We start from the raw sequence: 26636 nt of genomic DNA on the forward strand, positions 1-26636 counted from the left end.
AATCCTTGGCGTGTGGCTGCATCCTAGGCAGGCTAATGGTTCGTTGTAAGAGCCATCATTGGTCTATTTCATGGGTCCAATCTTCGGAGCATGTCGATGAGCAGTGCCGTACCTCCGCTGTCTTTCAATCCGGCCGGCATCGAATTGGATCGCCGCCAGGGCCTCAGCCGCCAGCTGTACCAGGCCTTGCGCCTGCGGGTGCTGGATGGCCGCCTGGCCAGCGGGACGCGCTTGCCCGCCAGCCGCGACCTGGCCGCCGCCCTGGGGATTTCCCGGAACAGCGTGGTACGGGCCTACGACCAGTTGTACGCCGAGGGGTTTATCGAAGGTCGGGTCGGCGACGGCACCTACGTGGCCCAGTTTTCGGAAACCCACCTGCCGATCAAAAAATTATCCACAAAACTATCCACAGGGTTTTCAACAGGCTTACCCACAGGGTTATCCACAAAATCAGTAGATTTACCTGGGATTACATCCAGTGAAGTTATCCACAGCAGTGGTTTGCAGCGGCTGCAAAAGCACCATTTGAACACTCCGCCCAGTGGACCGCCGCGGGCTTTTCGGGTCGGCGTGCCGGCTTTCGACCTGTTCCCGTTCGAGGTCTGGGCCAAGCTGAATGCGGCTTTCTGGCGCAGGCCGGACCTGCGTCACCTGTGCTACGGCAATTCGGCCGGCGATTCGCGCCTGCGCAGTCTGATTGCCGCTTATTTGCGCAGCTCCCGGGGGCTGCAATGCAGCGCTGAACAAATTGTGATCACCAGTGGCGCGCAGCAAGGGATTAGCCTTTGTGCACAGTTGCTGGTGGAGCCCGGCGATGCCGTGGCTGTGGAAAACCCCGGGTATCGGGCGGCCGGCCATGCCTTCGCCGTGGCTGGCGCGCAACTGCAGGGCGTGGCGGTGGATCAGGAGGGCATTGACTGTCGCCAGCTGGAGCAACTGCACAACTGTCGCCTGGTCTATGTCACGCCGTCCCACCAGTACCCCACCGGAGTGATCATGAGTCTGGCCCGGCGCCTGGAACTGCTGGCCTGGGCCGAGCGCAGCCAGGGCTGGATCGTCGAGGACGACTACGACGGCGAGTACCGTTACAGCGGTGCGCCGTTGGCCCCCTTGGCGGCATTGGACCGGCAAGGGCGGGTGATCTACGTCGGCACCTTCGGCAAGGTCGCATTCCCGGCGCTGCGCCTGGGTTACCTGGTGCTGCCGCCGAACCTGGTGCAGGCCTTCGCCCAGCGCCGGGCGGTGGATGTGCGGCATTCCGAGGTCAGCACCCAGGCGGTGATGGCCGAGTTCATGGCGGCCGGGCATTTCCAGCGGCATATCCGGCGCATGCGCCGGGCGGCCCTGAGCCGGCGCAACACCTTGCTGGCCGGCTGGCCGGCGGCAATCGATGGCGTCGGGCCGCTGCCCGGTGTAGCGGCCGGGCTGCACCTGACGGTGGCTGTGGACAGTCTGGCCCGGGAGCGAGAGTTGCTGGCGCAGGCGGCCGCTGTCGATGTCGAGATCAGTGGCCTGAGCACTTACTGGCTGCCGGAAACCCCCTTGCCCGAGGACCAACGGGCCGGGCTGGTGCTGGGTTTTGCCGCCGTGCCTGAGGCAGATATCCAGTCTGCCCTGAGCCGTCTGCGCCAGGCCTGGCGAGTCTGACGGGGTATACTCGCGGCCATTTCCAAGCCCGAGAACCCTCATGAGCCAGACCCTCTCTGTGGCGCCGCAACGCCAGTTCGGCGCGCCTCTGTTCGCCTTGCTGCTGTTGGTCGCCGGTGCCCTGTTCCTGCAGGCCCAGGTGGGGCCACGCCAGGTCCTGCTGTTGCTGTTGGGGGCGGCCCTGGGGCTGACCCTGTATCACGCCGCCTTTGGCTTCACCTCGGCCTGGCGGGTGTTTATCCGTGACCGTCGCGGCGCTGGCCTGCGGGCGCAGATGGTCATGCTGGCCCTGGCGGTGCTGCTGTTCTTTCCTGCGCTGGGGGCTGGAACCCTGTTCGGCCAGCCGGTGGTAGGGCTGGTTGCGCCGGCGGGCGTCTCGGTGATCTTTGGTGCCTTTATCTTTGGTATCGGCATGCAACTGGGCGGCGGCTGCGCCTCTGGCACCCTGTTCACCGTCGGCGGTGGCAATGCGCGGATGCTGGTAACCCTGGCGTTCTTCATCTGTGGTTCGCTGATTGCCACCCATCACGTCGACTGGTGGTTCGCCCTGCCGTCGCTGCCGCCGATCTCCATCGTCCAGAGTTTCGGCGTGGGGCCGGCAATGGGGATGAGCCTGTGTCTGTTCGCGCTGATCGCCGTGCTGACCCAGACCCTGGAAAAGCGTCGCTACGGCCACCTGGAAGCGCCGGTGAGCAGTCAGCATCAGGGCTGGCGCCGGCTGCTGCGCGGTCCCTGGCCGCTGGTCTGGGGCGCGGTGGCCTTGGCCCTGTTGAACTTCGCCACCCTGGCCCTGGCGGGTCGGCCGTGGGGGATCACCTCGGCGTTCGCCTTGTGGGGGGCGAAAGTCGCCAGCGGCCTGGGTGTGGACGTGAGCAGTTGGGTGTTCTGGCAGGGCGCGGCGAATGCCAAGGCCCTGGCAGCCCCGGTGTGGCAGGACATCACCAGTGTCATGGACATTGGCATTGTCCTCGGTGCCTTGCTGGCGGCGGGATTGGCGGGGCGTTTTGCGCCGAATTTGAAGATTCCTACCCGCTCCCTGGTAGCGGCGGTGATCGGTGGCCTGTTACTCGGCTACGGCTCGCGCTTGGCCTATGGCTGCAACATCGGCGCCTATTTCAGCGGCATCGCCTCCGGCAGCCTGCACGGCTGGTTGTGGCTGGTGGCGGCGTTTATCGGCAACGGCGTGGGCGTGCGCCTGCGTCCCTGGTTCTTCGCCGAAGAGCGCACCCCCCAAGGCCTCACCGGCTGCTGAACGCAAAGCTGTAGGAGCCGGCTTGCCGGCGAACCCGGCGCCGCGGTCTATCGCCAACCGCGCCACCGTCGTCCGCCGGCAACCCGCACACCGCCGCTGTGCTGTTGACGAATCAGGTCCCGGACTTGATCTTGGTCCAGGCCCGGGTCCGTGCCCGCTCGGCATCACGCGGCAACGGCTGCAGGGTATACAGGGTGCTCATCGCCGCTTCGGTGGGATACAGGTTGGGGTTGTTGCGGATCGACGGGTCCACCAGCTCGGTGGCGTCCTTGTTCGGGTTGGGATAACCGACAAAGTCGCTGACCGGGGCAATCACCTGGGGTTGCAGCAGGTAGTTGATGAAGGTGTAGGCATCTTCCTGGTCCTTCGCGCCTTTGGGGATCGCCAGCATGTCGAACCAGATCGGTGCGCCTTCCTTGGGCAGGCGCATGTCCACGGTCACGCCGTTCTTGGCTTCCTTGGCGCGGTTGGCGGCCTGGGAAAAGCTCCCCGAATAACCCACCGCGACGCAGATGTCGCCGTTGGCGATATCGGCCATGTACTTGGACGAGTGGAAGTAGGTGATGTACGGCCGGATCTTCATCAGCAGCGCTTCAGCCTTCTCATAATCTGCCGGCTTCTTGCTGTTGGGGTCCAGGCCCAGGTGCTGCAGGGCCAGGGGCAGGATTTCCGACGGCGAGTCCAAGAGGGCCACGCCGCACTGCTTGAGCTTGCTGATGTTCTCTTCCTTGAAAATCAGGTCCCAGCTGTCCACCGGCGCCTTGTCGCCCAGGGCGGCCTTGATCTTGTCCGGGTTGAAGCCGATCAGGATGGTGCCGTACATGTAGGGCACGGCGAACTTGTTGCCCGGGTCGTTGGCCTCGATCAGCTTCATCAGCTTGGGGTCCAGGTGGTTCCAGTTGGGCAGCTTGCTGCGGTCCAGGGGCTGGAACACCCCGGCCTCGATCTGCTTGGCCAGGAACACGTTGGACGGCACCACCACGTCGTACCCGGAGTTGCCGGTGAGCAGCTTGGCCTCCAGGGCTTCGTTGGTGTCGAAGATGTCGTAGACCAGCTTCACCTGGCTGTTCTGGGTCTTGAAGTCTTCCAGAGCCTTGGGGGTGATGTAGTCGAACCAGTTGTAGACCCGCAGGGTGCGTTCTTCAGCGTGGGCGGTGGTGCCCAGCAGGGTTGCGCACAGGGCCGGAACGATGAGGCGTTGGAATCTTTTCATGTTTCGAGTCCCTCACTGGGCGCTTTGAAAACCTTCGAGAACGTTCACGGCGTTGATGCCGATTTCTGCCACTGCGTACCCACCTTCCATGACGAACAGCGTCGGCTTGCCGAGGGCGGCGATGCGCTTGCCCATGGCCAGGTAGTCCGGGCTGTCGAGCTTGAACTGGGAGATCGGGTCGTCCTTGAAGGTGTCGACGCCCAGGGACACCACGATGATGTCGGCGTCGTAGCTGTCGATCTGCTTGCAGGCCTGTTCCAGGGCCGCGCTCCAGGCATCCCAGCCGCTGCCAGCGGCCAATGGGTAGTTGAAGTTGCAGCCTTCGCCGGCGCCTTCGCCACACTCGTCGGCATAACCGAGGAAGAACGGGAACTCGGCTTCCGGGTGGCCGTGGATCGAGGTGAAGAGCACGTCGCTGCGGTCGTAGAAGATCGACTGGGTGCCGTTGCCGTGGTGGTAGTCGACATCGAGGATCGCGACTTTCTTGTGGCCCTGGTCGAGGAACGCCTGGGCGGCGATGGCCGCATTGTTCAGGTAGCAGTAGCCGCCCATCAGGTCGCCGGCGGCGTGGTGTCCTGGTGGCCGGCACAGGGCGAAGGCACTGCGGGCACCGCGCTGGATCACCGCCTGGGCGGTAAGGGCGACTTGCGCTGCGCTGTAGGCGGCCTGCCAGGTGCCGGCAGTGATCGGTGCGCCACCGTCGAAGCTGTAGTAGCCGAGCTGGCCGTGCAGGCTGGTGGGGATCACGCTGCGCAGGGTACGCGCCGGCCAGGTGTAGGGCAGCAGGTCGCCGTCGATGCCCTGGGCGGCCCAGCGCGCCCAGGCACCCTTGAAGAAGTCCAGGTAGGCGCGGCTGTGGATGCGCTCGATGGGCCCCAGGCCGAAGTCCTTGGGTGCCTCTACCGAGCCAAGGTTGCGGTATTTCACCCGGTCCAGCACATGGTCGGCCCGGGAAGGCATTTCGAAGCAGGGCATCAGTTGCCCGTCGATGAGTTCACAACGGCCGTGGTGCAGGTGGTGATCGTCCGAGTAGATCGTCAGCATTTTCTTGTTCTCCGCAGGCTGATTCGGTGCAGCACAGTCTTGCGGGACGCGGGGTTTCGGAGAACGGCAGGAGCGGCCAAAAGGGGATCGATCTGGCCAAAGTGTTTGACCGAAATTCGCCCCCTAAAGAAGCATAGGCGCCCTATTGCGGGGCGCCATCCGATTCAGTTGGCGGGTGGGGCGGGAGCGAAGCGCTGCAAGACCTTGAGCATGTCCTCGCGTTTTTTCCGGGCGATGGTTTCCAGCAATAGCGCGTAGCCCTTTTTCTCGCAGTGCTGGCCGATATTGGGATCGGCGCCTTTTTCCAGCAGCTGGGTGAACAGGTCCAGGGTGTCTTGCTGGCTGACGTAGGGGGCCTTGTCGTCGGCGGAGGTCTTGTCGGCCACCAGGGTCAGCAGGCTTTCGCCGACCGGCTGGTTATAGCAGGTGCCACGGCCATAGCTCAGGTTGAGGTTGGCGCCGGCCTCTATCAACTGCCTCATGGCCACATAGTTGTTCCCCGAGAACGCCCGGTACAGCGCGGTCTGACCCTCACTCGTACTGCGCAGGTCGAGGTTTTGCGGGTACTGCATCAGCCAGCTGAAGCCTTGCAGGCTGCGCCTTTGCTCGGCCATCTGCATCAGTGGGGTCTGGCCCTGGCTGTCGGGCTCGTCGATGGCGACGCCGGCTTCGATGAGGAACTTCAGGCGCCCGCCCTGGCTCAGGTCGGGGCTGTCGCCCAGGTCACGGCGCATGGCCAGGGTCGCCAGGGTGGTCCAGTTATACAGGCCGCTGGTGTGGGCGCCGTGTTCCAGCAGCAGCCGGGCGATGTCCAGGCGAGGGGCGTCCAGGGCGTGCAACAGGGCGCTGCGGCCATCGTCGGCCATGACCTCGCCGCTGATGCCAGTGGCCAGCAGGCGCTGCACTTCGGTCAGGCCGCCTGCATCCACGGCGTCTACCAGGGGCCAGAAGGCCTGGCAGGCCTGGGGGGTGGCGGCGTTCAGGCCCAGGCGCTGCAGCACCCGCGGCGGGATGCTCATCTGGCGTTGCAGGCGCAGGCCGCAATACACCCGGTAACCCTCGATGGCCCGGCCCTGGTGGACGTTGTCCAGGGTTCGCTGCTGGTAGATCGCCCAGTCCAGGTCTGCCAGGTTGAGGTAGGTCGGCATGCGCCCGGGGTCGCGGCGCAGCACTTCCTTGAGCCAGGGGCGGGCGGTTCTCAGCTGCCCGGCTTCGCTGGTCCAGTAGGCGATGTCGTTGAGCAGGCCGGCGTATTCGCGGCGCTCGGTGGCGATGCTGCGAAAGTCATGGGTGACGAAGAAGTCCTCCACCTGGTTGATGCCCGGTTGCTTGTCCTTGGCGCTGCGCAGTTGCTCGTGCAGCGCGCGGAACTGCTTCCAGATGCTCTCCGGGTCCGGAGCCTGCTCTGCTACATAGGGGTTGAGGGTGATCGGCCCAGTGCCGCGGGGGAAGGGGCGGAACCATGGCGGGAATGTCTGCAGGGCCTGCAACCATTGCTGCCCGGTTTCCTCGCTGATGGGTTGCAGCGGGGTGAACTCCAGCTGGCTCAGGTCCCGGCGGTGACTGATCGCCAGCAGCGGGTGCTGCGGATCGCGGTGGTCGATCAGCAGGTAGCGTTGGCTGAGTTGCCAATCACTGGGTTTTTTGCAGTTGAAGTCGATCGAGGTCAGGGTGATGCCGGTGTCCAGGGCATTGGTCGCGGGCCAGTTGTCGGCGACCTGCACCGGATACTCCGGGGTCATGCAGGCCCGCAGGTCTTCGGGGCTGAACAGGGCAATGGCTGGCGACTTGTAGACCCGTTGCCGGTAATCCAGGTCCTGATAGGCGTTGAGGTAGAACAGCCCGCGATACTGGGTCAGGAGGATCCGCGCCGGCACCCGCTCCCGGCCCGGCACGGGGAACGGCTTGAGCTCCAGGGTGGCGGTTTCCGGATAGTCGATGACGAAGTAGCGCGCCATTCCCGACCATTTGATCGCGCCCAGGTCCAGGTCGAAGGCCTGGGCGGCGGGTGCGCCCGCCAGCAGCACCAGCGCCAGGCCAAGCCCGCGAATGCCGATGCGCCGGGCGATGGCGCCTGAAAATAGGTTCAACGTTGCAGTCCCTTGCCGGTAGAAAGGTCGGCAATGTAATGCAATCGGCGCTGTTGTGCCGGGCTTTGTCGCAGCGGCGCAGCGGGTTCGGCGCTACGTCTCAAAGACGAAACGCCGTCGCCGGCGGTGGCGGCGCAAAACCTTGCAGCACCTTGAGCATGTCGTCGCGCTTGCGACGGGCGATGATCTCCAGCAGCCAGGTGTAGCCGTTTTGCGCGCAATAGCGGCCGACGTTGGGGTCGGCGCCACGTTGTAGAAGCAGGGTGAACATGTCCAGGCTCTCTTGCTGGCTGACCCAGGGATTGATGACCTCGGGCGAGCCCTGTTCGGCCACGATCATCAGCAGGCTTTCGCGGCTGGGCTGCTTGTCGCAAAAATAGCGGCCATAGCTCAGGTTAAGGTCGGCGCCGGCTGCTATCAGTTGCCTGGCAGCGGCGTAGTTGCCCGCCTTGAGCGCCAGGTACAGCGCCGTTTCGGCGTCTGGCCCGCTGCGTTTGTCGAGGTTCTGTGGGTGTTGCAGCAGCCAGTTGAAACGCTCGATATCGTCGCGGTCTTTGGCCATTTCCTGAAGCACGGTGCCGCCCTGGGCATCCTGTTCATCGATGGCGGCGCCGGCCTGCAGCAGGAAGTTCAGGCGTGTGGCCTGGCTCAGGTCAGGGTTGTCCTTGAGGTCGCGGCGCATGGCGAGGAACACCTGGGTGCGGCCGTTGTACTGGCCCTGGGGGCGGGCGCCATGGGCCAGCAACAGCCGGGCGATATCGAGGTTGGGTTTATCCAGCGCGTGCAACAGCGCCGGGCGCCCGTCGGTGGCGATGACGTCGCTGCGCAGGCCGCTCTGCAGCAGGCGCCGGACTTCGGCCTCGTCACCCTGGTCCACCGCTGCCACCAGCGGCAAGGAACCCTGGCAGGCCTGTTCGCTGGCCGCCGCAAGATTCAGGCGCTGGGTGACCCTGGCGGGTATTCCGAGCTGGCGTTGCAGGCGCAGCCCGCAGTACAGCCGATAGTTCTCCAAGGCCCGGCCCAGCTGCTTGGAGTTCGTGGGCTCCTGTTCGTACAGGCGCCAATCCAGGTCCGCCAGATTGAGATAGGTCGGCATGCGTCCAGGGTCGCGGAGCAGCACGTACGCCAGCCAGGGCCGGGCGCTCTGCAACTGGCCAGCCTCGGTGGCCCAATAGGCGATGTCGTTGAGCATGCCGGGGTAGACACTTCGCTCGGGGGCGATCTGGCGAAAGTCATGGCGGGTGAAGAAGTCTTCGACCCGGGCGATTCCCGGGGCCTTGTCCCTGGCGTCGCGCAATTGCGCGTGCAGTTGGCGGAACTCTGTCCAGACCTGCTCCGGTGTCGGCGCCGGGACATAGGGCTGGACCGTCAGTTGGCCGGTGCTGGCGTCGAACGGATCGAGCAACTGAGGATACTTCTGCAGGGCCTTGAGCCATTGCTGCTGGAGCTCGGGGCTGATCGGTTGCTGCGGGATGAAGTCAATCTGCGCCTCGCCCTGGCGATGACCGATGGCCAGCAACGGCCGCAGGGGATCGCGGCTGTCCACCAGCAGGTAGCGATGGCTGAGCTGCCAGGCCGGGCTCTGGCAGTCGAAACTCAGTTTGGTCAGGCTCAGGGCGGGTTCCAGATGCTTGCTCTGCGGCCAGTTGTCCGTGGTCTCAACGGGGCGCTGCTCTGGCACACAGGCCTTTAGCGCCTGGGTATCGAACAGCGGCAGCGGCGCTGACTTGTACACCCGCTGCCGGTACTGCTGATCCTCATAGGCGTTGAGATAGAACAGCCCGTGGTATTGGCTGAGGATCACCCGTGCCGGCGTCCGGGCCAGCCCGGGCAGGGGGAATGGTTCGAGTTGCAGCGTGGCGGTTTCCGGATCGTCCAGGAGGATGCCTTTCTGCATTTCCCACCAGCGGATTTTGGACAGGTCGAAGGCCTGGGCGACGGGTACGCCGGTCAGCAGCACCAGCGCCAGGCAAAGCCCGCGCAGGCCAATGCGCCGGGAGATGGCGCCTGAGGATAGGTTCAACGTTGCAGTCCCTTGCCGGTAGAAAGGTCGGCAATGTAATGCAATCGGCGGTTGTGTGCCGGGGTTTGTGTCAGGGCCGGAACTGGCTCGGCGCCACGCCGCTCCAGCGGATGAAGGCATGGCGAAAGCTCGCGGTCTCGCTGAAGCCGAGGGCCTCGGCAATCCGGTAGATGGGCAGCTGGTCTTCGCAGAGCATCTGCTTGGCCCGCTCGAAACGCAGCTCGTCGAGCAGTTCCTGATAGCTGCAGCCCAGGTCCTTGAGGTGTCGGCGCAGGGTCCTGGCCGAGCAGTTCATTTGCTCCGCCAGCCCTTCCAGGCCCGGCGCGGCATCCAGTTGCGCCGCCAGCAGTTGGCGGATCCGCCCGAGCCAGGCCTGGCGCCCGGTGAATTCGGTGTTCTGCTTGCGGCAGCGTTCGGCCATGGCCTGATGAGTGATCACGTCCGCCAGGGGCAGCGGCTGGTCGAGCCAGCGCTGGTCGAAGGCGAAGGCGTTGCTGCAGGCGTCGAATTGCAGGGGGCCGTCGAACGGTTCGTGGTAGCGCTGTTGATAGTCCGGCGCCGGATAGTCGAAGCGTGCCCCGAGCAACGGCAAAGGATGGCCCAGCAGGTCGTCGCAGATGACCTTCATCGACACCAGACAGAATTCGGTATTGAACGCTGCCAGCTCCGGACATTCGCGATAACCGGCAGCGGTGAGCCAGATTCGCGGGCCATCGGCTTCCAGGCTGAGCTCGAAAAGTGTTCCCAGCAGCGCCGGGTAGTGCATGGCCAGGCGCAAAGCGTCACCTAAGGTGGCACTGGTGAGCAGGGCGTAGCCGAGCATTCCATAGGAGGAAACGTGCATGCGCCGGCCCAGTTCCAGGCCGATGTCCCGTTGCAGGGCGACGGCATTGGCGCACACCAGCATTTCCTGATTGGTGGTGATGCGGGTGTCGGCGCGGCTCAGGTCGGCGGCGTTGATGCCGCTTCCGGCCAACAGCGCTTCGCTGTCCTGGCCCTGGTCCTTGAAGGTATTGAGAACCAGTGAAACCGCATTGAGGGTGGTGAGGTGCGAGTGCAGCATGCGCAGATTCCAGCCTGGAGAAGACCGAAAACCCGAGCAAGTTGCATGCCGCCCGCGCTCAGGCCTGCGGTTTGCCTGCCAGCGGCATGCAGCATTCCGGGCGTTGTGTAGTGAGTGACTTGGCGCTTTGATTGGTGCAACCTGCCTGCCATTCACCGCCTGAGGTGGCGGTGCAGCAACCCCGATAAAGGACTATGTATGACCCTCATCCCTGCGCGTTCCCTGCTTCTGGTGTCCGGCTTGCTCCTGAGTTCGCTGTGCCTGGCCGAGGCTGAGCCAGGCAGCGAAAGCACCATCAAGGACTCTGCCAAGTCAGCCGTCTCGTCAGCCATCTCGGCAGGCAAGAACCTCTTGGGCGGCGTCAGCGAAGGTGTGCTCGATGGTCGCCAATCGGCGCAAGGCGTCGACGGTGCCTCGATCATTTCCTCCCGTGAGCAAATGAAAGGCCGCGTCGATGTCCAGGTATTGAAGACCGAAGCCGTCGGCGATAGCTTCAACGTCACCCTGGGTTTCAAGAACAGCAGCGACAGCCAGTTGCGGCTGATCAACCTCAAGCAGACCGGCGCCCTGCTGGCGATCGACCAGGACGGTTACGCCAACAACCTGACTGTCAGCCTCGACAACCCGGACGAAGTCACCATCCCGGCCAAGGCGGCCGTGCGGCAGAAGTTCGTGTTTGAAGGGCCGATCGAGAGTTCGAGTTCGGTGCGGGTCTGGGGCCAGGATTACTCGGTCAAGAAGTAACCTGACAGCCATCCCCTGCTCGTCGTCGAGCCGGCGGCTACCGCAGTCGCTGCCGGCTCCCGAGCGTGTGCTTCAGCTCAGCTCGCCGCACAGGTCGAGTTCCACCAGGCGTCGCACTTCGCTGTTCTTCAGCCCCGCGCCGAGCAGGGCATTGAGCTTGCCGAACGCCGCTTCGCGGGTCATGCCGCCACCGGACAGTACACCCGCGCCGCGTAGGCGGCTGCCGGCTTCATAGATGTCCAGCTCGACCCCGCCTTCATGGCACTGGGTCACGGCCACCACCACGATGCCGCGGTCCTGGGCGCACCTGAGGCTGGCGAGGAACGCCGGGTTGTCGCTGGGACCGGTGCCACTGCCGAAGCATTCCAGCACCAGGGCCTGGATCCCGCTATCAAGCACGCCGTCCAGCAACTTGGCGCTGATGCCGGGGAACAGTGGCAGCACGCCGACCTTGGCCGGTTGCTTGGTCCGGCGGTAGTCCAGCGCTGGCGGAGTGGCCTCGGTCCTGGCACCGCTGCCCTTGCGTTGCAGGGCGGCAAACGGATGCCGGCCGAAGCTGCGGATCTTCGCGCAGCGGGTTGGCGCCAGCAGCTCGCCGTGGAAGTACAGGTGCACCCCTGGCGCCAGGCCCTGACCCAGTGCCAGCAACGCGCCGCTGAGGTTTTCCCAGGCGTCGCTGTCGGGCACCCCGGCCGGCAGCATCGAGCCGGTGAACACCACCCGCGCCGGCAGGCCCAGCAACTGGAAGCTCATGGCGGCGGCGCTGTAGGCCAGGGTGTCGGTGCCGTGCAGGATCAGCACGTTGTCGCAGCCCTGCACCTCGACCGCCTCGACCACCGCTTCACGCAGGCGCTGCCAGTAGTCGGGGGTCATGTTGGCGCTGTCGATCAGCGGCGCCATCTCGCGAAAGCGCCAGGCCGGCACCACCAGCTCGGGCTGACTGTCGAGGTAGGCACGCATCCGGGCTTCGAAGCCGGACGCCGGGGCCAGGCCGTCGGCGCTGGCCTGCATGCCGATGGTGCCACCGGTGTACAGCACCATGACCGGTTGCGCGGCGGGGAAAGTAGGGGAATTCATTGAGCTTCTCCTGAGCGATGGCAGCGTGGGCCAGAAGCATGCCTCTGGCCACGCGCGGTGTCACGTCGGGCGACAGGACGTCGCCCGACTTTCAGCACTCAGCGTTGCGCTGGGCTGGCGTTGGCCGCAACGGCCTCGGCTTCGGTCTTGACTGCCGGGATCTGCGGGTTGGCCGGCCAGGCCTTGGTGTCCAGGTCCAGGTCGGGGAACTTGCTGGAGTCGAACACCGGGGTCTTGATGCCTGCGGCACGCTGGTCGTCGTAGTCCTTGAGCACGCGCAGGGCGATCTTGAACAGCAGGAACAGGGCGATCAGGTTGACGAAGGCCAGCAGGGTCATGGTGATGTCGGCGAAGGCGAACACCGTGCCCAGGTTCTCCACCGCGCCCCAGAAAATCAGGACCAGTACCAGCACCCGGTAGGCGATCAGCCCCTTGCGGTTTTCGCCGATCAAGAAGCGCAGGTTGCTCTCGCCCAGGTAGTAGTTGTAGAGAATCGAGGTGAACACGAACAACGACAGGGCCACCGAGATGAACACCCGGCCCCATTCGCCGACGACCGCCGCCAGGGAGTTCTGGGTCAGGGCAATGCCGTCGCCTTCAAAACCCGGGGTATAGAAGCCCGACAGCAGGATCAGCAACGCGGTGCAGGTGCAGATGATGAAGGTGTCGAGGAACACGCTGAATGCCTGAACCACGCCCTGGGCGACCGGGTGCTCGACCGAGGCCACGGCGGCCACGTTCGGCGCACTGCCCAGGCCCGCTTCGTTGGCGAACACGCCACGCTTCACGCCCATGATGATGGCGCTGCCGATCAGGCCGCCAAAGGCCTGGTCCAGGCCGAAGGCGCTTTTGACAATGGTCATCAGCATTCCTGGCACGTGGTCGATCTGCAGCACGATCACGTACAGGGTCACGCCGATGTAGGCCAGGGTTTTCACCGGTACCAGCAGGTCGGCGACCTTGGCGATGCGCTTGATACCACCGACGAACACCAGGCCCAGCAGCACGGCCATGGTAATGCCGGAGTAGGTGGTGTCGAAGTTGAAAGCGTCCTTGAGCGAGTGGGTCACGGCGTGGGCTTGCAGGCCGTTGAAGGCGAAGCCGAAGGTCACCAGCAGCAGGAAGGCCATGATCATGCCCAGCCAGCGCTTCTGCAGGCCGTGCTGGATGTAGTAGGACGGGCCGCCACGGTACTGACCTTCGGAGTCGCAGCGCTTGTAGAGCTGGCCGAGGGAGCACTCGAAGAAGCTGCTGGACATACCCACCAGCGCGGTCACCCACATCCAGAACACGGCGCCCGGGCCACCCAGGGTCACGGCGATGCCGACGCCCGCGATGTTGCCCGCGCCGACCCGGCCGGCGAGGCTGAGCATCAGCGCCTGGAACGAGCTGAGCTGGCCGGCGCTGCTTTTCAGGCTGTCGCCGAACACCGAGAACATATGGAAGAAGTGGCGCAGTTGAACGAAACGCGAGCGGATCGTGAAGTAGCTGCCGAGCCCGACAATGAGCACGATCAGCACTTTCCCTGAGAGGAAGTCGTTGATGACTTCGAGCATGGAGTATTCCTCGCTGTTTTTTGTGTAGGCAAAAGCAGAGCGGACGGAAACATTCTGTTACACCGCTGACTGCACGCACGGCAAAGCGGTGGGGCGATTGTTCGTCCCGGTTCTCTATTCGCGGGTTGTTATTAGTTCGGGTTTCCCGTGGGTTTGAGCCTCGTTACCGACGGCTGCCCACGTGGAGAGGGGGCGCACTATACCGGTGCGCGGGCTCGCCGTCTGCATATAGCGCGTCGAGCCGAGGAACGGCAGGCGGGGCGGGAGGCTGAATCGGTTCTTGTCACACCCCGCAAAACCCCGCGAACAGGGGCCCCAAGGGGCCCGCAAGAACGGCTTCGCCGGCAAGCCGGCTCCTACACTCCCCGCAATCTCCCTGCCAGCTGTAGGAGCTGGCTTGCCAGCGAAGGGGCCCGTTTGAGCGGCGCCGGTCTTGAGGTCTTGTTCGCCGGCAAGCCGGCTCCTACAGACTCCCCGCGATCCCCCTGCCAGCTGTAGGAGCTGGCTTGCCAGCGAAGAGGCCCGCAAGAACGCCTTCGCCGGCAAGCCGGCTCCTACGGTTCAGAGCAGGAACTCTTCATGCCGCTCCTGGAAGCCCTGCAACTCACCCTGTTCCAGCAACTGGCGAATCCACGGGCCCAGCAGATCCAGCGAACTGTCCAGAGGGGTTGGCCGCTGCCAGCGCAGCGGTACTTGGACGAAGCGCTGCTGGTTGGCACTGAGTTTTTCCAGGATCTGCCGGTCCTGCTTGAGGATCACCTTGAACAAGGGCTGCAGCACGCCACGCTTGAGCCAGCCCGGCGTGCGGCCGCGGGCGGTGGCGATGCGGGCGAACAGGCGCAGCTCACCCTCGGCGGCCGGGCTCAGCCAGGCGCTGACCAGCAGGTTGAGCCGGCCCTGGCGGTCGCGGTATTCGATTTCCGCCAGCCCTGGCAGGCGAAAGCGGCCCATGCTGATGCCGCGTTCGCCTTCGAACAGCCGGGATATCAGCCCGGATTGGGTGCCTTCTTCGCTGTACTGCGCTTCAACCCCATCCTCCAGCTGATGCACCCAGGCGCGAATGCGCTGGCGCTGGCGGTCGTGGCGAATCCAGCCGGCGTGCACGAAGTGGGTGTGAAAGCCGTCGAGGAAGTTCTCCGCGGCGTCCTGCAAGGTGCAGCGCACCCGGTCGCTGATCCAGAACACGTCCAGGGCCTGGGCCTGTTCGGCGGCGGCCACCGGAGGCGTGCTCGGTGGTTCGGCGGCGAGGCTGGCCCACACCAGCCCCTGGGCTTCGCAGCTGTGCAAGGGTTGTAGCAGCGGTTGGCTGCAGCGCTGCTGCTCCTGGCCGGGCAGGTGAGTGCAGCGGCCCTGGGGGTCGAAACGCCAGCCGTGGTAGGGGCACTGGATCTGCCCGTCGCGCACCCGACCGGCGCTCAGGGGCGCAAAGCGGTGGGGGCAGCGGTCCGGCAGCACGGAGGGGGCGCCTTCGGCATCGCGGAACAGCACCAGCGGCACGCCGTGCAGGGTGCAGGCCAGGGGTTGGCGTTGCAGTTGCCGGCTCAGGGCGACGGGCCACCAGCCCGAGTGACTGTTCACAGTTTGAGCTTCCTCATCAGCGGTACGCCGATCCGTTGCAGCAGCAGGCCCATCAGTTGCCACACTAGCCTTCGCGACCAGGGCAGGTGGGCGACGTGGATCAGGCTGTATTCGATCTCGGGCTCACCGCCGCGCAGGCGCTTGAAGGCGGCGGCGCCGGAGCTGAAGTTGAGCACCTGGCGGCGGTTCACCGCTTCTTGCAGGCACAGCCTTGTCAGTTGCCGGTACAGGCCGGCGCGCTGAGGCAGGGCGGTGTCGTAGCCGACGATGGGGGTGCTGATCAGGGCGCTGTTGGCGAACCAGCCCAGGGCGCCGTCGATGCGCCCTTCGGCGTTGCGTAGGGCGCGCACTTCCAGCCAGCCCTCGGCCTGCCCGCGTTGCAGCCATTGGGCGCTGTAGTGGGGGTTGAGGCGGCTGTACTTGTCCAGGTAGAGCAGGTTGTACAGCTGTTCGATGCGCTGGAAGTCGGCCTCCCTCAGCTCACTGCCGGGCACCACCGTATAAGGGCTGCGGCGCAGCAGGGTGGCGTCCATGCGGGTGTTGTGATGGCGCAGGAAGGCCGAGTCCTCGCCGTCGCGGCCGTCGAACAGGTACACCTGGCGGCTGGGAATGGCCAGGTAGCCCAGGGCTTGCAGGCGCTTGCGCAGTTCGCGGTTGCTGAAGTCGTTGAGGGAGCGGAAACCGAAGCCGTGGTCGGGAAACTCGCGGCGCAGCAGTTCGGTGATCGCCGGCAAATCCGCGCCATCCCAGTCGGCCGGGTAGAGGTTGGTGGACAGCAACCAGTTGTTGACCTGCACCAGGCGATCGACCTTGGCCGCGCTCAGCAGCCGGTCGACGCCCTGGGTCAGCAGCTTCAGCGGCCAGGCCAGCCAGGGTCGCTTCAGGCGTTGCAGCTCTTCCCGGGCATAGCCGCTGTAGGCGGTCTGCGGCGACACCACGTAGCAGTTATCCACAGGGTCGTGGCCATGGTTGATGCTCACCGGGAACTGCTGGCGGCCGGTGTCCAGCAGGGCCAGGGCGGTGCTGACGTTGCCGATCAGCGCGCCACCGGCGCAGGTGCGCACGTAATGCCGGGCGCGGCTGTCGTCGGCGCCGGGTGGCTGCTGGGCCAGTTGTTCCGGCAGCAACAGCTTCATGGGCGCGGCGCCTCCAGGGGTTGGCCGTTCCACTCGATATCGGCGGTGGAGGCGGCCAACAGCCCGCAGCGGCGGGTCAGGGCGCGGCCGATGATTTCCGCCAGGCTCAGTACCTGGGCGGTGAGGGGGCCGCGGTCGCCGTCCTGGACGATCACGTCCCGGGCTTGCCGGTAGTCGTGCCAGAACGCGCGGCTCAAGGCTCGCTGTGGTGCGGCCAGAAGCAGCATGGCCAGGGCGATCATCCGCGGTTCCAGGGTGGCCTGCAGCGCGGTGCCGGCCTCGGTGCTAAGCGCCGCCACCAGTTGCAGCCGCTGATCGTCGAACAGGTGCACGCCGCTGGTGGCCCTGGGGTTGCACTCCAGGACGTGGAAGCGGCCGTGCTGGTCCTCGATGAAATCAAAGCCCACTTGCCCGGTGTAGCCGGTGGCCTGGCCGAACTGTTCCAGGAAGGCGCGGATCGGCGCCGGGGCGCAGCTGTGAAAGTAGATCCCCGAGCCGCGCCCGACCCGGTAGCGCGGCTGGTAGCTGCTGTGGGCGCGCAACTGGCCGTCCACCAGCACGCTGAAGCTGCAGTATTCCTGGCCGGGGACAAAGCGCTGGGCGACCCAGGGTGCCTCGGCGCTGGGTCGGACCTTGGCCAGTTGCGCCGGGCTCGGGCGGATCAGGGTCTGGGAGGCGAAACGCGAATAGGCCGGCTTGAACACCAGGGCGTCGTGCTCGGCGGCCAGGGCCTGCAACGCGCTTGCGTCATGCAGCACCTGGGTCGGCGGTGCAGCCACGGCCCAGCCCTGGGTCATGGCCGCGAAGTCGCCCTTGTGGTGCAGGCGGTGTAGCAGCTCGAAATCGCTGGTGAACACCCGGCACAGCGGGCGCAGGCGCTGCATGTCGTGGGCCAGGTAGAACACCTCTTCGCAGGTGGGCAGCAGCAGGTCGATGGCCTGCTGGCGGATGACCACGGCCAGGGCCTCGATCCAGGCCTGGGGATCGTGGCGGGGTTCCGGCAGGCGCACGAAGTGTTCGGCGGCGCGGCTGAAACGGCTCAGGGGCTGGGCCAGGGAGTCGGCCACGGTCACCGTCCAGCCGGCTTGCTTGAACGCCCGGGCCCATTCCAGGCAGGCCGGGGCCCGGGCGCCGAGAATCAATACACGCATGGCAGTCCCTCGGGTAGTTGCAGCATCAGCAGGCGGCGTCTTTTCGTTTGGGGGGGCGGGGCCTGCCAGTGGCCGAAGCTCAGGCTCGGCGCCTGCAGCCCCTGTTGCGCGCAGAGTTCGCTCAGGGCCTCGGTCAAGCGTTGGCACAGGGCGGGGTAGTCGCCCGAGGTGCGCAGGTTGGCCTGCCAGAGCAGCCCGCGCTGGTGGATTTCATATTCCTCAAGCGTCGCCCCCAGCATCAGCAAGGCGCGGCGCAACACATCGGGGTAGAGCGGTGCCAGTTGCTGGCCGTCGAGCCTTGGCAGCCAGAGGATCTCGTCGGCGCGGCCCTCCACGGCGGCAATGGCCCGCTCCGCGCGGCCACAGGGGCAGGGCGCGCTGGCCACTCGCAGGATGTCATTGAGGCGATAACGCACGATCAACTGCGTACGCCGGGAAAAGTCGGTGATGATCGGCTGAAAGCGCGTGCGTTCCGGGTCCAGCCACTGCGGCTCGATGTGCAGGTGGCTTTCATTCAGGTGCAGGGTGCCAGCCTCGCAGGTGTAGCCAAGAAAGCCCTCGCTGGCTTGATAGATCTGCTGGGGCTTGAGCCCGAAGGCCTGCTGCACCAGCTCGGCGTCAGTGCTTTCCAGCACTTCGGCCACCGACAGGATGTGCCGTGGGCGGATCGTCAGCTGCCCGGCCAGGGCCGCCTGGGCCAACCCGCGCAGCACCGTGGCCGGGGCCACCAGCACGTCGGGGTTCTGCTGGTTGAGGCGTTGCAAAGAGGCGCTCAGGCCCAGGGTCAGGTCATGAAAGGCGAAATCGATGCGACGGCTGGCCAGGGTGGTGTACAGGCGGCTGTTGGCCCGCAGGAAAAAGGCGATGCGCAGCGGCGCCAACCAGGGGCACAGCAACCGTGGCAGCAGGGCCCGGGGCAGGGTCCGCGCCAGCAGGATACCGGCCCAGCGCTGGCGTTCCGCGCTGCTGACCAGGAACACCCCCTGGGCTCCCGAGGTGCCGCTGGACAGGCCCACGGTGATGTCCCCCAGGGTCGGGCTGAAGTCCCGGGAATGCTCGGCTTGCAAGGCCACCGGCAACACCTGTTCCAGGCTCAGGGCACGGGTGTTGAAGCCGGCGAAATCGCTCATCAGGCTGGCCTTGTCCATGATCGGCAAGCTGTGCAGGCCGTCACGTCCCAGCCCCTTGAAGCGCTCGCCACGGGGCATGACCCGGGCCATGAAGTGCTTCAGGCGCCGGGCTTGCCAGGCTTCCAGTCGCTCGCGGCGGCGAAAGCGCAGGGCATAGCGGCTGAACACGAAGGCACCGATGCTGCGCAGGGTGCCCAGCAGGCGTTCACTGTTCATTGGCGAACGCCTCCCAGGCCTGGGTGCAATGGGACGGCAGCACCGCCACCGCCGGCTCGCGGCGGATCAGCTGGCCCAGGCCGCTGTAGGTGCGCAGGTATTGCTGGCGGTCGGCGCTGGCAAACCACAGCGCCGGTGCGGCCGGCAGGCGTTCGGCGCGGCAGGCCGGCACCGACCAGCAGGCATCGGCCACCAGGAACGCCGGCCGCCCCTGGGCGTCGGCGATGAACAGGCCCAACTGGCCGGCGCTGTGCCCCGGCAGCGGCACGCCGATCAGGCTGCCATCGCCGAACAGGTCCAGGCCCTGCTCGAAGGGCGCCATCCAGCCCGGCAGCGCACAGCTGGGGCTGGCGTCGGCCAGGCGCAGGCGGGCGCTGAAGTCGTCCGGCAGCAACCCCGGCAGATGGCCGCCGAGGGTGGCGCGCCAACGCTGGCCGCGCAGGCTGTCGATATGCCGGTAATCGGCCTCCAGGGCGATGAAGCGGGCATTGCTGAAGTCCCGCAGGCCGGCGATATGGTCGGCGTGGAAGTGGGAAATGATCACATGGCGGATATCCCCCGGGCCGATGCCCAGCTCGTGCAACTGCGCGCCCAGTTGCTCGACCACTGGCAACTGCACCGGCACCGCGCTGCGGTACAGGCGCTCGGGCAGGGCACGGGTGGCCTGGAAGAAGTGCTCGGCGTAGCCGGTGTCGTACAGAATCCAGCCGTGGTCCGGGTGCTGGATCAGCCCGCACAAGGCCGGGAACTGCACCGGCGCCAGGCGCCCACCACGGTCGGCCATGCATTCCAGATGCTGGCACCAGCCGGCCCGCAGGATCTTCAAGCTAACGCGGCGGCTCATGGGCGTTGCCTCTGTTGGGCCAGCCACCATTGGGCGTGCTGGGCGATGCCCTGTTCCTGGCTGATCACCGGGTGGTAGCCCAGCTCGCGCTGGATGGCGCTGATGTCCAGGGTCTGGCTGAAGGCCAGGACGCCTGCGGCATAGCGGGTGATCAAGGGTTCGGCGCCGTTGCCCAGGCGCGCCTTGAGCTCCAGCAACTGCGCCACGCCGTGCACCAGGGGCCAGGGCAGGCGGCGGGTGCGCAGTGGCAATTGGAAGTGCTCGGCCATCTGTTGCAGCAGGTCCTTGAAGGCCAGGGGCGTGGCGTTGCTCAGGTTGTAGACGCACAGCGGGCGCGGCAGGGGCCGGGTCAGGGCCAGCCACACCGCGTGCACCAGATTGTCGACGCAGGTCAGGTCCAGCTGCGCCCGGCCGCCGCGCATCAGCGGAATCGCCCCGCGCTGCATCACCCGCAGCAGACGCGGCATCAGGGTCGCGTCCCAGGGGCCGAATACCGCCCGGGGCCGTAGGATCACGCATTCCGGCAGGCCGGCTTGGCCCAGCAGGGTTTCGGCCTGGGCCTTGCTGCGGGCGTAGTCGTTCACCGGTGGCGGCAGCGGCTGGTCTTCGCGGATGCCCAGGCGGTCGCTGAAGTTGAAGTACAGGCTCGGGGTGGAGATGTGCACCAGCCGCGCAATGCGGTTGTCCCGGCAGGCGTGGATCACCTCGGCGGTGGAGTCGAGGTTGGCCCGGGCAAAGGCTTGGGGCGAACCCCAGGGTGAAGACAAGGCGGCGCAATGGACGATGGCGTCGTGCTCGCGGCTGGCGTCGGTCAGCAGGCGTTTGGCCTGGCGGCTGCCGTGCTCCAGAGGCAGCCAGCGTACCGGCGCCGGGCTGTGGGCAATCACCTCGGCCGCCGCCTCGGGGTTGCGCCCGCTGAACTGCACTTCGCAGCCTTCGGCGGCCAGCTTCCAGACCAGATGCCGACCGATAAAACCGGTGCCGCCGGTGACCAGGATCTTCATTAGAACTCCAGGATCAGGCCGCCGAGGGACAAGCCCGCGCCGGTGCCGATCAGCATCAGGGTTTGCCCGCGTTGAATGCGCCCGTCGCGCACCGCGATGTCCAGGGCGGTGGGCAGGGACGCCGCCACCTGATTGCCGTGCCGGGCAAAGATATCGATCAGCTTCTCGGGGCCGAGACTCAGGCGCTTGGCTGCGTGCTGCATGGCCTGCTGGCTGGCCTGATGGGGGATCACCCAGTCGATCCTCTCCAGGGGCAATGCGGCTTGCTGGAGCAGGTCGTCCATCAGCTCGGGCAGATGCTTGGCGGCGAGGCGGAACACCCCTTTGCCCTGCATGGCGAAGCTGGTCAGGGGCTCGAAGGGCACCTCAATGCGCCGCGGATGAAAGCGCGAACCGCCGGCGGGGATCTGGCACAGCGCGGCGCCTTCGGCGTAGGTCTTCAGGCGCGAGGCGAGGATCTTCTGCCCGCCGTCACCGGCTCCCAGCACCACCGCCGCCGCGCCGTCGCCGAAGATGCCGCTGACCTCCACCTGCTGCCAGTCCAGGCCGCAGGAGGCGATATCCGCGCACACCAGCAGCACACGCCGGTAATGCCCGGCCTGAATCGGCCAGGACAGGGTGTCCAGGGCGGCGATAAAGCCCAGGCAACTGGCGTTGATGTCCATGGCCGGGATACCCGACTGCCCCAGGCCCAGCTCCCGCTGCAGCAGCGCGGCGTTGCAGGGCATGCCCTGGTCCATGGTGCCGCTGGCGCAGACGATCAGGTCCAGCTGTTCAAGCGCCAGGCCTGCTGCGTGCAGGGCCTGGCGCGCGGCACTGGCACCGAGGCTGGCGGCGTTGTCCGCGGGGCCGGCGACATGGCGCTGCTGCACACCGCTGATGCGCGCCACGCTGCCGGTTTCCAGGCCGAGCCGGCTGTCCAGTTCGGCACTGGTGACCACCCGCTGCGGCAGGGCATGGCCGCTGCCGAGGATGGCCAGAGTGCGGGCCGGGCGCAGGGAGGACGCTGATGTGTGCATGAAAATTCCGTTTGTGGGGCGTCGAGGGGGCGTTGCGAGGTGCGTTCAGTTGGCTGAAGGCGCCACTGGGCATTTGCTCAGAAACCCCTGCAGCTTTTGCTGGTATTCCTCGACCGGCATCAGGTCACTGTGTTTGGCGATGAAACAGGCCATGCCCTCGCGGGCCATATCGGCGCAAGCCACGAGGTAGAACTCCGTTATCTCCTGCACATGCACAATCTGCTTCCAGGCCAGGCTGCTTTGAGCGCCGCGGGCGTTGAGCAGGGTGAAGCCCTGGTCGTCGAAGTTCAGGTAATAGGTGCCTTCGACGGCCCGCAACCGGGTTTCGATCAGGCGCTGACTCAACCCGCGCAACGGTGCCTGGGGTTTGATCGGGGTGGCAGCAATTCGGTTTTGCAGGTGCTTGATCCAGCGCCCGGAAAAGCGCCACCACAGGGGGATGAAGATCAACGCGAACAGCACCATGGCGATGACTTTCTCCGGGGTAAGGCGTCGCTCGGGGAAATAGATCGACAGGCAGCCGCCGAGCAGGCACAGGGTGAACATCACGAGGCCGATAAAGCGGCCTTGCCACTGCGCAAATGTGCTCATGGCCCGGACATGCTGCTGATCACCCTTGAGCAGTTCCTGCTTCAGCGGTTCGGCAATCCAGGCTTCGGTGTGGGCAGGGGTGATGCGGTAGTGCAATTCCATGGGGGCTGAATCCGAGGTCCGTGTTCGGTGAGGGCGGCAGTTTACCGATTTCTGGGGGGCGGGTAGCAGCGGCGTGTGCGCGAACCTTTACTCACTGCTCAGGTTGGAAATTGCTCTATGTATCGCTCCACCCATTGGTACAGGTGTTCGTCGAGTTGCGGCCGCTGCTGGCTGAAGCGGTCCTGGCAGCTAATGAAGAACGGGTCCTGATTGACCCGCAGCGCCAGCTCGATGGGGCTTTCGCTTTCGGCATGGGCCGCTCTTAGTTGCTGCTGGCGCTGATCGGCCTGTTCCAGACTGTCCGCCAGGGTATCCAGTTGCAGGTGGCGCAACTGGGCGATGGCCTCGGGCAGGTGAAAGTGCAGGGCGCTGTCGAAGCCCTCCCAATCCTCGTAGGCCAGCCACTCGTGCAGGATCATGAAGCAGCGCAGGGCCGGGGCCAGTTGCTCCAGTCGTGCGAAATCCAGCCAGTACTGACGCGGCAACTGCTCGGCGGTTTCCATGGCCTGGGCGATCAGATCCAGGGCCTGAGCCGGGTCCCGGTGATGCTTGCGCAGGATGCGCTGGGTCAGGGTGAAGCGCGCTTCTTCAATCGCGTGCAGGGCGCGGTTCAGGTCGTAGCCGGCGGTGTGCAGCTGTTCCCGGGCTTGCTCTTGGGGCAGGCCGGACTTTTCTACCAGCACTTGCAGCAACTCGGATTTGTAGAGCTCGGCGGCCTGTTGCGGGTTGCCTGCGCAGCGGGCGAGCAGGGCCTGGGCGTGGCGCAGGCCGATGGGGATCAGGCTGCGTAGCTGTTGCAGGGCCTGGATGTGCGTCGGGTCCATCGACTGCGGTGCCTCGGGATTGGCGGATGTTCGAGAGGGGCGATTATCCACCGTGGGCGCGCAGTTGTGCGGGTTTATAACGAGGGCCCGGTGATGTTCGCGGCACCCACGGGATTTACACGGCTTTGGGTTTGTAGGAGCCGGCTTGCCGGCGAAAGCGTCGGCCGGGATGGTGGTGAAGGCCGGGCTGGCCTCTTCGCTGGCAAGCCAGCTCCTACGGGATTTGCGCGGTTTTGAGTTTGTAGGAGCCGGCTTGCCGGCGAAGGCGTTGGCCGGGATGGCGGTGAAGGCTGGGCCGGCCTCTTCGCTGGCAAGCCAGCTCCTACGGGATTTGCGCGGTTTTGGGTTTGTAGGAGCCGGCTTGCCGGCGAAGGCGTGGGCCGGGATGGCGATGAAGGCCGGGCCGGCCTCTTCGCTGGCAAGCCAGCTCCTACGGGATTTGCGCGGTTTTAGGTTTGTAGGAGCCGGCTTGCCGGCGAAAGCGTTGGCCGGGCTGACGATGAAGGCCGGGTTGGCCTCTTCGCTGGCAAGCCAGCTCCTATGGGGAGGTGTTTAGGCGGGGTCTGGGCGGGCGCCGTCGAGCAGGGCATCCACCACGGCGCGGGCCATTTCAACGGAATGCACCATGGACCAGATCAGCCCACGTTCGATGCCGCTGGCCCGTTCGGTGATTTCATCGGACACCTCTTCGGCGCATTTGAGCAGCAGGGAGACGTGCATCAGGGCGTCTTCGGCATTGACCTGGGCTGCACGGCGAACAGCGGGTGGCCCTGGCCATCGCGCAGGTCGAAGGGGCGATGGCGGGTGCCGTGCAAGGCGGCCAGCAGGTTGGCGTTGGCGCGGTCCAGCTCCGGATCGCGGCGCGGATGATCGGTGGGCAAAGGCGGATCGGGGACGAGCCTTTTCATGACGGTCACTCACTCAGTAGTTAACGGACTGCCGAGCTCACTTCCACATGAGGGGTGGCCGTTGTGCGAGGGTGTGGAAGACCGGGACTGAGTAACCCAGCACACCCGAAGGTGTCCCGCGCACAACCGCCATAAAGCGATGCCGACGACAAAACGTCGAGCCATGCCCATGAGCGCTCATGCTTACTCAGGTCCGAACTTCCACATCCGGGCCGCTGATTTTGCAGCGGCACCGGGAGACTGCCTGATCGTTCGAAAGGGGTGCAAGGCGCTCAAAGGCGTGGGGGATTCTCTCGGATTTACCCTACAAAACAAAGAGACTCTGCTTCGCTATGGCGCGGCTTCGCCTGACAAATCTCGGCTTTTATCCAGGCAAAGAGCGGCACAACGGCCGATCAAAGAAGCAGAGAAATGATTTGATATTTAATGAAATCAGGCTTTGATGCTCGGTCTGTATTTGGGCTGCATATAGTGTGTGGTGGAAGCCGGCAGGATTCAGCGTCAGGAGTCCTGAGCGGCGAAGTTGCACAGGACATTCCTTAGCAGGGCTGCGAGCACGTCGCAAATTCTAGGAGGCTTCACTCATGCGCGTTGAAACGGTTGGCTTTTTAAAACAATACGCATCCGACCTGCCTCTAGAGGAGCCAATGGTCGTCACGCAAAACGGTGTGCCTGTTTACGTTGTCGAGTCTTACGTTGAGCGTAAGCGTCGCGACGAGGCAGTGGCGTTGGTGAAATTGCTGGCAGTCAGTTCGCGCGAGTATGCCCGAGGCAAGCATTGTTCGACTGATGAGCTGAAGGCCCGTTTAAGCGGGAGGTTTGCCCACAAATAAAAAAAAGGGCCTGGAGACGTATCTCCAAGCCCTCAAAAGGTGAGAGGTGTCTAGTCCCTCAACCTGGTGAGCGGTGTTGCATGTTTCGGTGTCGCGGTGGTTAGGCTTTCAGCGGAACCAGACGCGGGGCAATCATGTTTTCCGGACGCAGGATGTCGTCGAGCATGGCGTCGTCCAGCAGGCCTTCTTCGCGCACCAGTTCCAGTACGCCACGGCCACTTTCCAGGGCGATGCGGGCGATACGGGTGGCGTTTTCATAGCCGATGTACGGGTTCAGCGCGGTCACCAGGCCGATGGAGTGCTCCACCAGTTCGCGGCAACGGGTTTCGTTGGCGGTGATGCCGGTGATGCAGTGCTCGCGCAGCATGTCCATGGCGCGTTGCAGCAGGCGGATCGAGTCGAAGATCTTGAAGGCGATCAACGGCTCCATCACGTTCAGTTGCAGCTGGCCGCCTTCGGCCGCCATGGTCAGGGCCAGGTCGTTGCCGATAACTTGGAACGCTACCTGGTTCACGGCTTCCGGGATCACCGGGTTGACCTTGCCGGGCATGATCGAGCTGCCTGGCTGACGCGCTGGCAGGTTGATTTCGTTGATGCCGGTGCGTGGGCCGCTGGACAACAGGCGCAGGTCGTTGCAGATCTTCGACAGCTTCACGGCGGTACGCTTGAGCATGCCGGAGAACAGCACGAAGGCGCCCATGTCGGAGGTGGCTTCGATCAGGTCGGCAGCTGGAACAACCGGCTGGCCGCTGATGACGGCCAGGCGTTGTACGGCCAGGGCCTGGTAACGCGGGTCGGCGTTGATGCCGGTGCCGATGGCGGTGCCGCCCAGGTTCACTTCGGTCAGCAGTTCTGGCGCCAGAGTCTTCAGGCGCGCCAGGTCTTCACCCAGAGTGGTGGCGAAAGCGCGGAATTCCTGACCCAGGGTCATCGGCACGGCGTCTTGCAGTTGGGTACGGCCCATCTTCAGGACGTGGTTGAACTCGACGCCTTTGGCAGCGAACGCCTGGATCAGGCTGTCGAGGCTGGCCAGCAGCGCGTCGTGACCCAGCAGCAGACCCAGGCGGATCGCGGTCGGGTAGGCGTCGTTGGTGGACTGCGCCATGTTCACGTCGTTGTTCGGGTGCAGGTACTGGTATTCGCCCTTGCTGTGGCCCATGGCCTCCAGCGCGATGTTGGCGATGACTTCGTTGGCATTCATGTTGGTTGAAGTGCCAGCGCCGCCTTGAATCATGTCCACCACGAACTCTTCGTGGAAATCGCCGCGGATCAGACGGGCACAGGCTTCGCTGATGGCAGCGTGCTTGGCTTCGCTGAGTTGGCCCAGTTCGCGGTTGGCGTCAGCAGCTGCCTGCTTGACCATTGCCAGGCCGACCACCAATTTCGGGTAATGCGAAATCGGAACACCGGAGAGGCGGAAGTTGTTCACCGCTCGCAGGGTCTGGATGCCGTAATACGCTTGAGCGGGTACTTCGAGTACGCCAAGCAGGTCTTTTTCGGTGCGGAATGATGCAGCGGAGGACATGACGGAGATCATCTCGGTAGGGACCCGGTCTGTGCCGGGAACGCTGCGAATCCTAGGCTGAAGGGA

At 65.3% G+C, this 26636-nt stretch carries 21 protein-coding genes and 1 pseudogene; 4 read left to right on the forward strand and 18 right to left on the reverse strand.

The annotated features are described in order from the left end of the window. Positions 1-96 precede the first annotated feature (96 nt). Both GV819_RS01130 and GV819_RS01135 read left to right on the forward strand, forming a co-directional pair. Entirely contained in the window at positions 97-1647 is a 1551-nt protein-coding gene (locus GV819_RS01130; protein WP_161752685.1) for a PLP-dependent aminotransferase family protein, read from the forward strand. A 40-nt stretch (positions 1648-1687) separates the two neighbouring features. Continuing rightward, positions 1688-2899 carry a YeeE/YedE family protein gene (locus GV819_RS01135; RefSeq protein WP_161752687.1) on the forward strand — a complete coding sequence of 404 codons (1212 nt, stop codon included), beginning with the start codon at positions 1688-1690 and terminating at the stop codon, positions 2897-2899. Positions 2900-3011: 112 nt separating this feature from the next. Here GV819_RS01135 and GV819_RS01140 read toward each other — a convergent pair whose 3' ends face one another. From GV819_RS01140 to GV819_RS01160, 5 genes are all read right to left on the reverse strand, one after another. Further along, positions 3012-4112, reverse strand: coding sequence for a polyamine ABC transporter substrate-binding protein (locus tag GV819_RS01140; protein WP_161752688.1), 1101 nt, complete (start codon positions 4110-4112; stop codon positions 3012-3014). Positions 4113-4124: 12 nt separating this feature from the next. Further along, positions 4125-5156 carry a histone deacetylase family protein gene (locus GV819_RS01145; protein ID WP_161752690.1) on the reverse strand — a complete coding sequence of 344 codons (1032 nt, stop codon included), beginning with the start codon at positions 5154-5156 and terminating at the stop codon, positions 4125-4127. 164 nt (positions 5157-5320) lie between these two features. Next, complete coding sequence (locus GV819_RS01150; protein ID WP_161752692.1) at positions 5321-7246, reverse strand: ankyrin repeat domain-containing protein; 1926 nt, start codon at positions 7244-7246, stop codon at positions 5321-5323. A 100-nt stretch (positions 7247-7346) separates the two neighbouring features. Further along, entirely contained in the window at positions 7347-9269 is a 1923-nt protein-coding gene (locus GV819_RS01155; RefSeq protein WP_434738415.1) for an ankyrin repeat domain-containing protein, read from the reverse strand. A 70-nt stretch (positions 9270-9339) separates the two neighbouring features. Beyond that, entirely contained in the window at positions 9340-10332 is a 993-nt protein-coding gene (locus GV819_RS01160; protein ID WP_161752694.1) for an AraC family transcriptional regulator, read from the reverse strand. A 198-nt stretch (positions 10333-10530) separates the two neighbouring features. Between GV819_RS01160 and GV819_RS01165 the strand changes: the two genes are divergently transcribed. Continuing rightward, positions 10531-11076: a hypothetical protein gene (locus GV819_RS01165; protein ID WP_041120452.1), complete on the forward strand. Its 546-nt coding sequence runs from the start codon at positions 10531-10533 to the stop codon at positions 11074-11076. A gap of 72 nt (positions 11077-11148) precedes the next feature. Here the strand turns inward: GV819_RS01165 and GV819_RS01170 are convergent, their stop codons facing one another. The 12 genes and pseudogenes from GV819_RS01170 to GV819_RS01225 form a co-directional block, all read right to left on the reverse strand. Continuing rightward, positions 11149-12153 carry an asparaginase gene (locus tag GV819_RS01170; RefSeq protein WP_161752696.1) on the reverse strand — a complete coding sequence of 335 codons (1005 nt, stop codon included), beginning with the start codon at positions 12151-12153 and terminating at the stop codon, positions 11149-11151. Between the two features lie 98 nt (positions 12154-12251). After that, a complete protein-coding gene (locus GV819_RS01175; protein WP_161752698.1) occupies positions 12252-13709 on the reverse strand; it encodes an alanine/glycine:cation symporter family protein in 1458 nt (485 codons plus the stop codon). Between the two features lie 561 nt (positions 13710-14270). Next, the gene (locus tag GV819_RS01180; protein ID WP_161752699.1) at positions 14271-15287 is read right to left on the reverse strand and encodes a Rieske 2Fe-2S domain-containing protein; all 1017 of its coding nucleotides are present in this window, start codon (positions 15285-15287) and stop codon (positions 14271-14273) included. After that, positions 15284-16423 (reverse strand): hypothetical protein, encoded by a 1140-nt coding sequence (locus GV819_RS01185; protein ID WP_161752701.1) that lies wholly within the window; start codon positions 16421-16423, stop codon positions 15284-15286. The genes GV819_RS01180 and GV819_RS01185 overlap by 4 nt, the downstream gene beginning before the upstream one ends. After that, a complete protein-coding gene (locus GV819_RS01190) occupies positions 16420-17574 on the reverse strand; it encodes an ATP-grasp domain-containing protein (protein ID WP_161752704.1) in 1155 nt (384 codons plus the stop codon). Before GV819_RS01190 ends, GV819_RS01185 begins: the two co-directional genes overlap by 4 nt. Further along, positions 17562-18920 carry a F390 synthetase-related protein gene (locus GV819_RS01195; RefSeq protein WP_161752706.1) on the reverse strand — a complete coding sequence of 453 codons (1359 nt, stop codon included), beginning with the start codon at positions 18918-18920 and terminating at the stop codon, positions 17562-17564. The genes GV819_RS01190 and GV819_RS01195 overlap by 13 nt, the downstream gene beginning before the upstream one ends. Then, a complete protein-coding gene (locus GV819_RS01200; protein ID WP_161752708.1) occupies positions 18910-19764 on the reverse strand; it encodes an MBL fold metallo-hydrolase in 855 nt (284 codons plus the stop codon). The genes GV819_RS01195 and GV819_RS01200 overlap by 11 nt, the downstream gene beginning before the upstream one ends. Continuing rightward, positions 19761-20768, reverse strand: a complete 1008-nt coding sequence (locus tag GV819_RS01205) for an NAD-dependent epimerase/dehydratase family protein (protein WP_161752709.1) — start codon at positions 20766-20768, stop codon at positions 19761-19763. The genes GV819_RS01200 and GV819_RS01205 overlap by 4 nt, the downstream gene beginning before the upstream one ends. Next, positions 20768-21787 carry a beta-ketoacyl-ACP synthase 3 gene (locus tag GV819_RS01210; RefSeq protein WP_161752711.1) on the reverse strand — a complete coding sequence of 340 codons (1020 nt, stop codon included), beginning with the start codon at positions 21785-21787 and terminating at the stop codon, positions 20768-20770. The genes GV819_RS01205 and GV819_RS01210 overlap by 1 nt, the downstream gene beginning before the upstream one ends. A gap of 45 nt (positions 21788-21832) precedes the next feature. Continuing rightward, entirely contained in the window at positions 21833-22480 is a 648-nt protein-coding gene (locus tag GV819_RS01215) for a hypothetical protein (protein ID WP_161752713.1), read from the reverse strand. Positions 22481-22578: 98 nt separating this feature from the next. Beyond that, positions 22579-23304 (reverse strand): hypothetical protein, encoded by a 726-nt coding sequence (locus GV819_RS01220; protein WP_161752715.1) that lies wholly within the window; start codon positions 23302-23304, stop codon positions 22579-22581. Positions 23305-23856: 552 nt separating this feature from the next. Beyond that, a pseudogene (locus tag GV819_RS01225) lies at positions 23857-24212 on the reverse strand (DUF6124 family protein). A 584-nt stretch (positions 24213-24796) separates the two neighbouring features. Here GV819_RS01225 and GV819_RS01230 point away from each other — a divergent pair. Beyond that, positions 24797-25045, forward strand: coding sequence for a prevent-host-death protein (locus GV819_RS01230; RefSeq protein WP_161752717.1), 249 nt, complete (start codon positions 24797-24799; stop codon positions 25043-25045). A 100-nt stretch (positions 25046-25145) separates the two neighbouring features. Here GV819_RS01230 and aspA read toward each other — a convergent pair whose 3' ends face one another. Then, the gene (gene aspA, locus GV819_RS01235) at positions 25146-26570 is read right to left on the reverse strand and encodes an aspartate ammonia-lyase (RefSeq protein WP_161752719.1); all 1425 of its coding nucleotides are present in this window, start codon (positions 26568-26570) and stop codon (positions 25146-25148) included. Positions 26571-26636 lie beyond the last annotated feature (66 nt).

The organism is Pseudomonas sp. Fl5BN2 (assembly GCF_009908205.1).
Taxonomy (GTDB): Bacteria; Pseudomonadota; Gammaproteobacteria; order Pseudomonadales; family Pseudomonadaceae; genus Aquipseudomonas.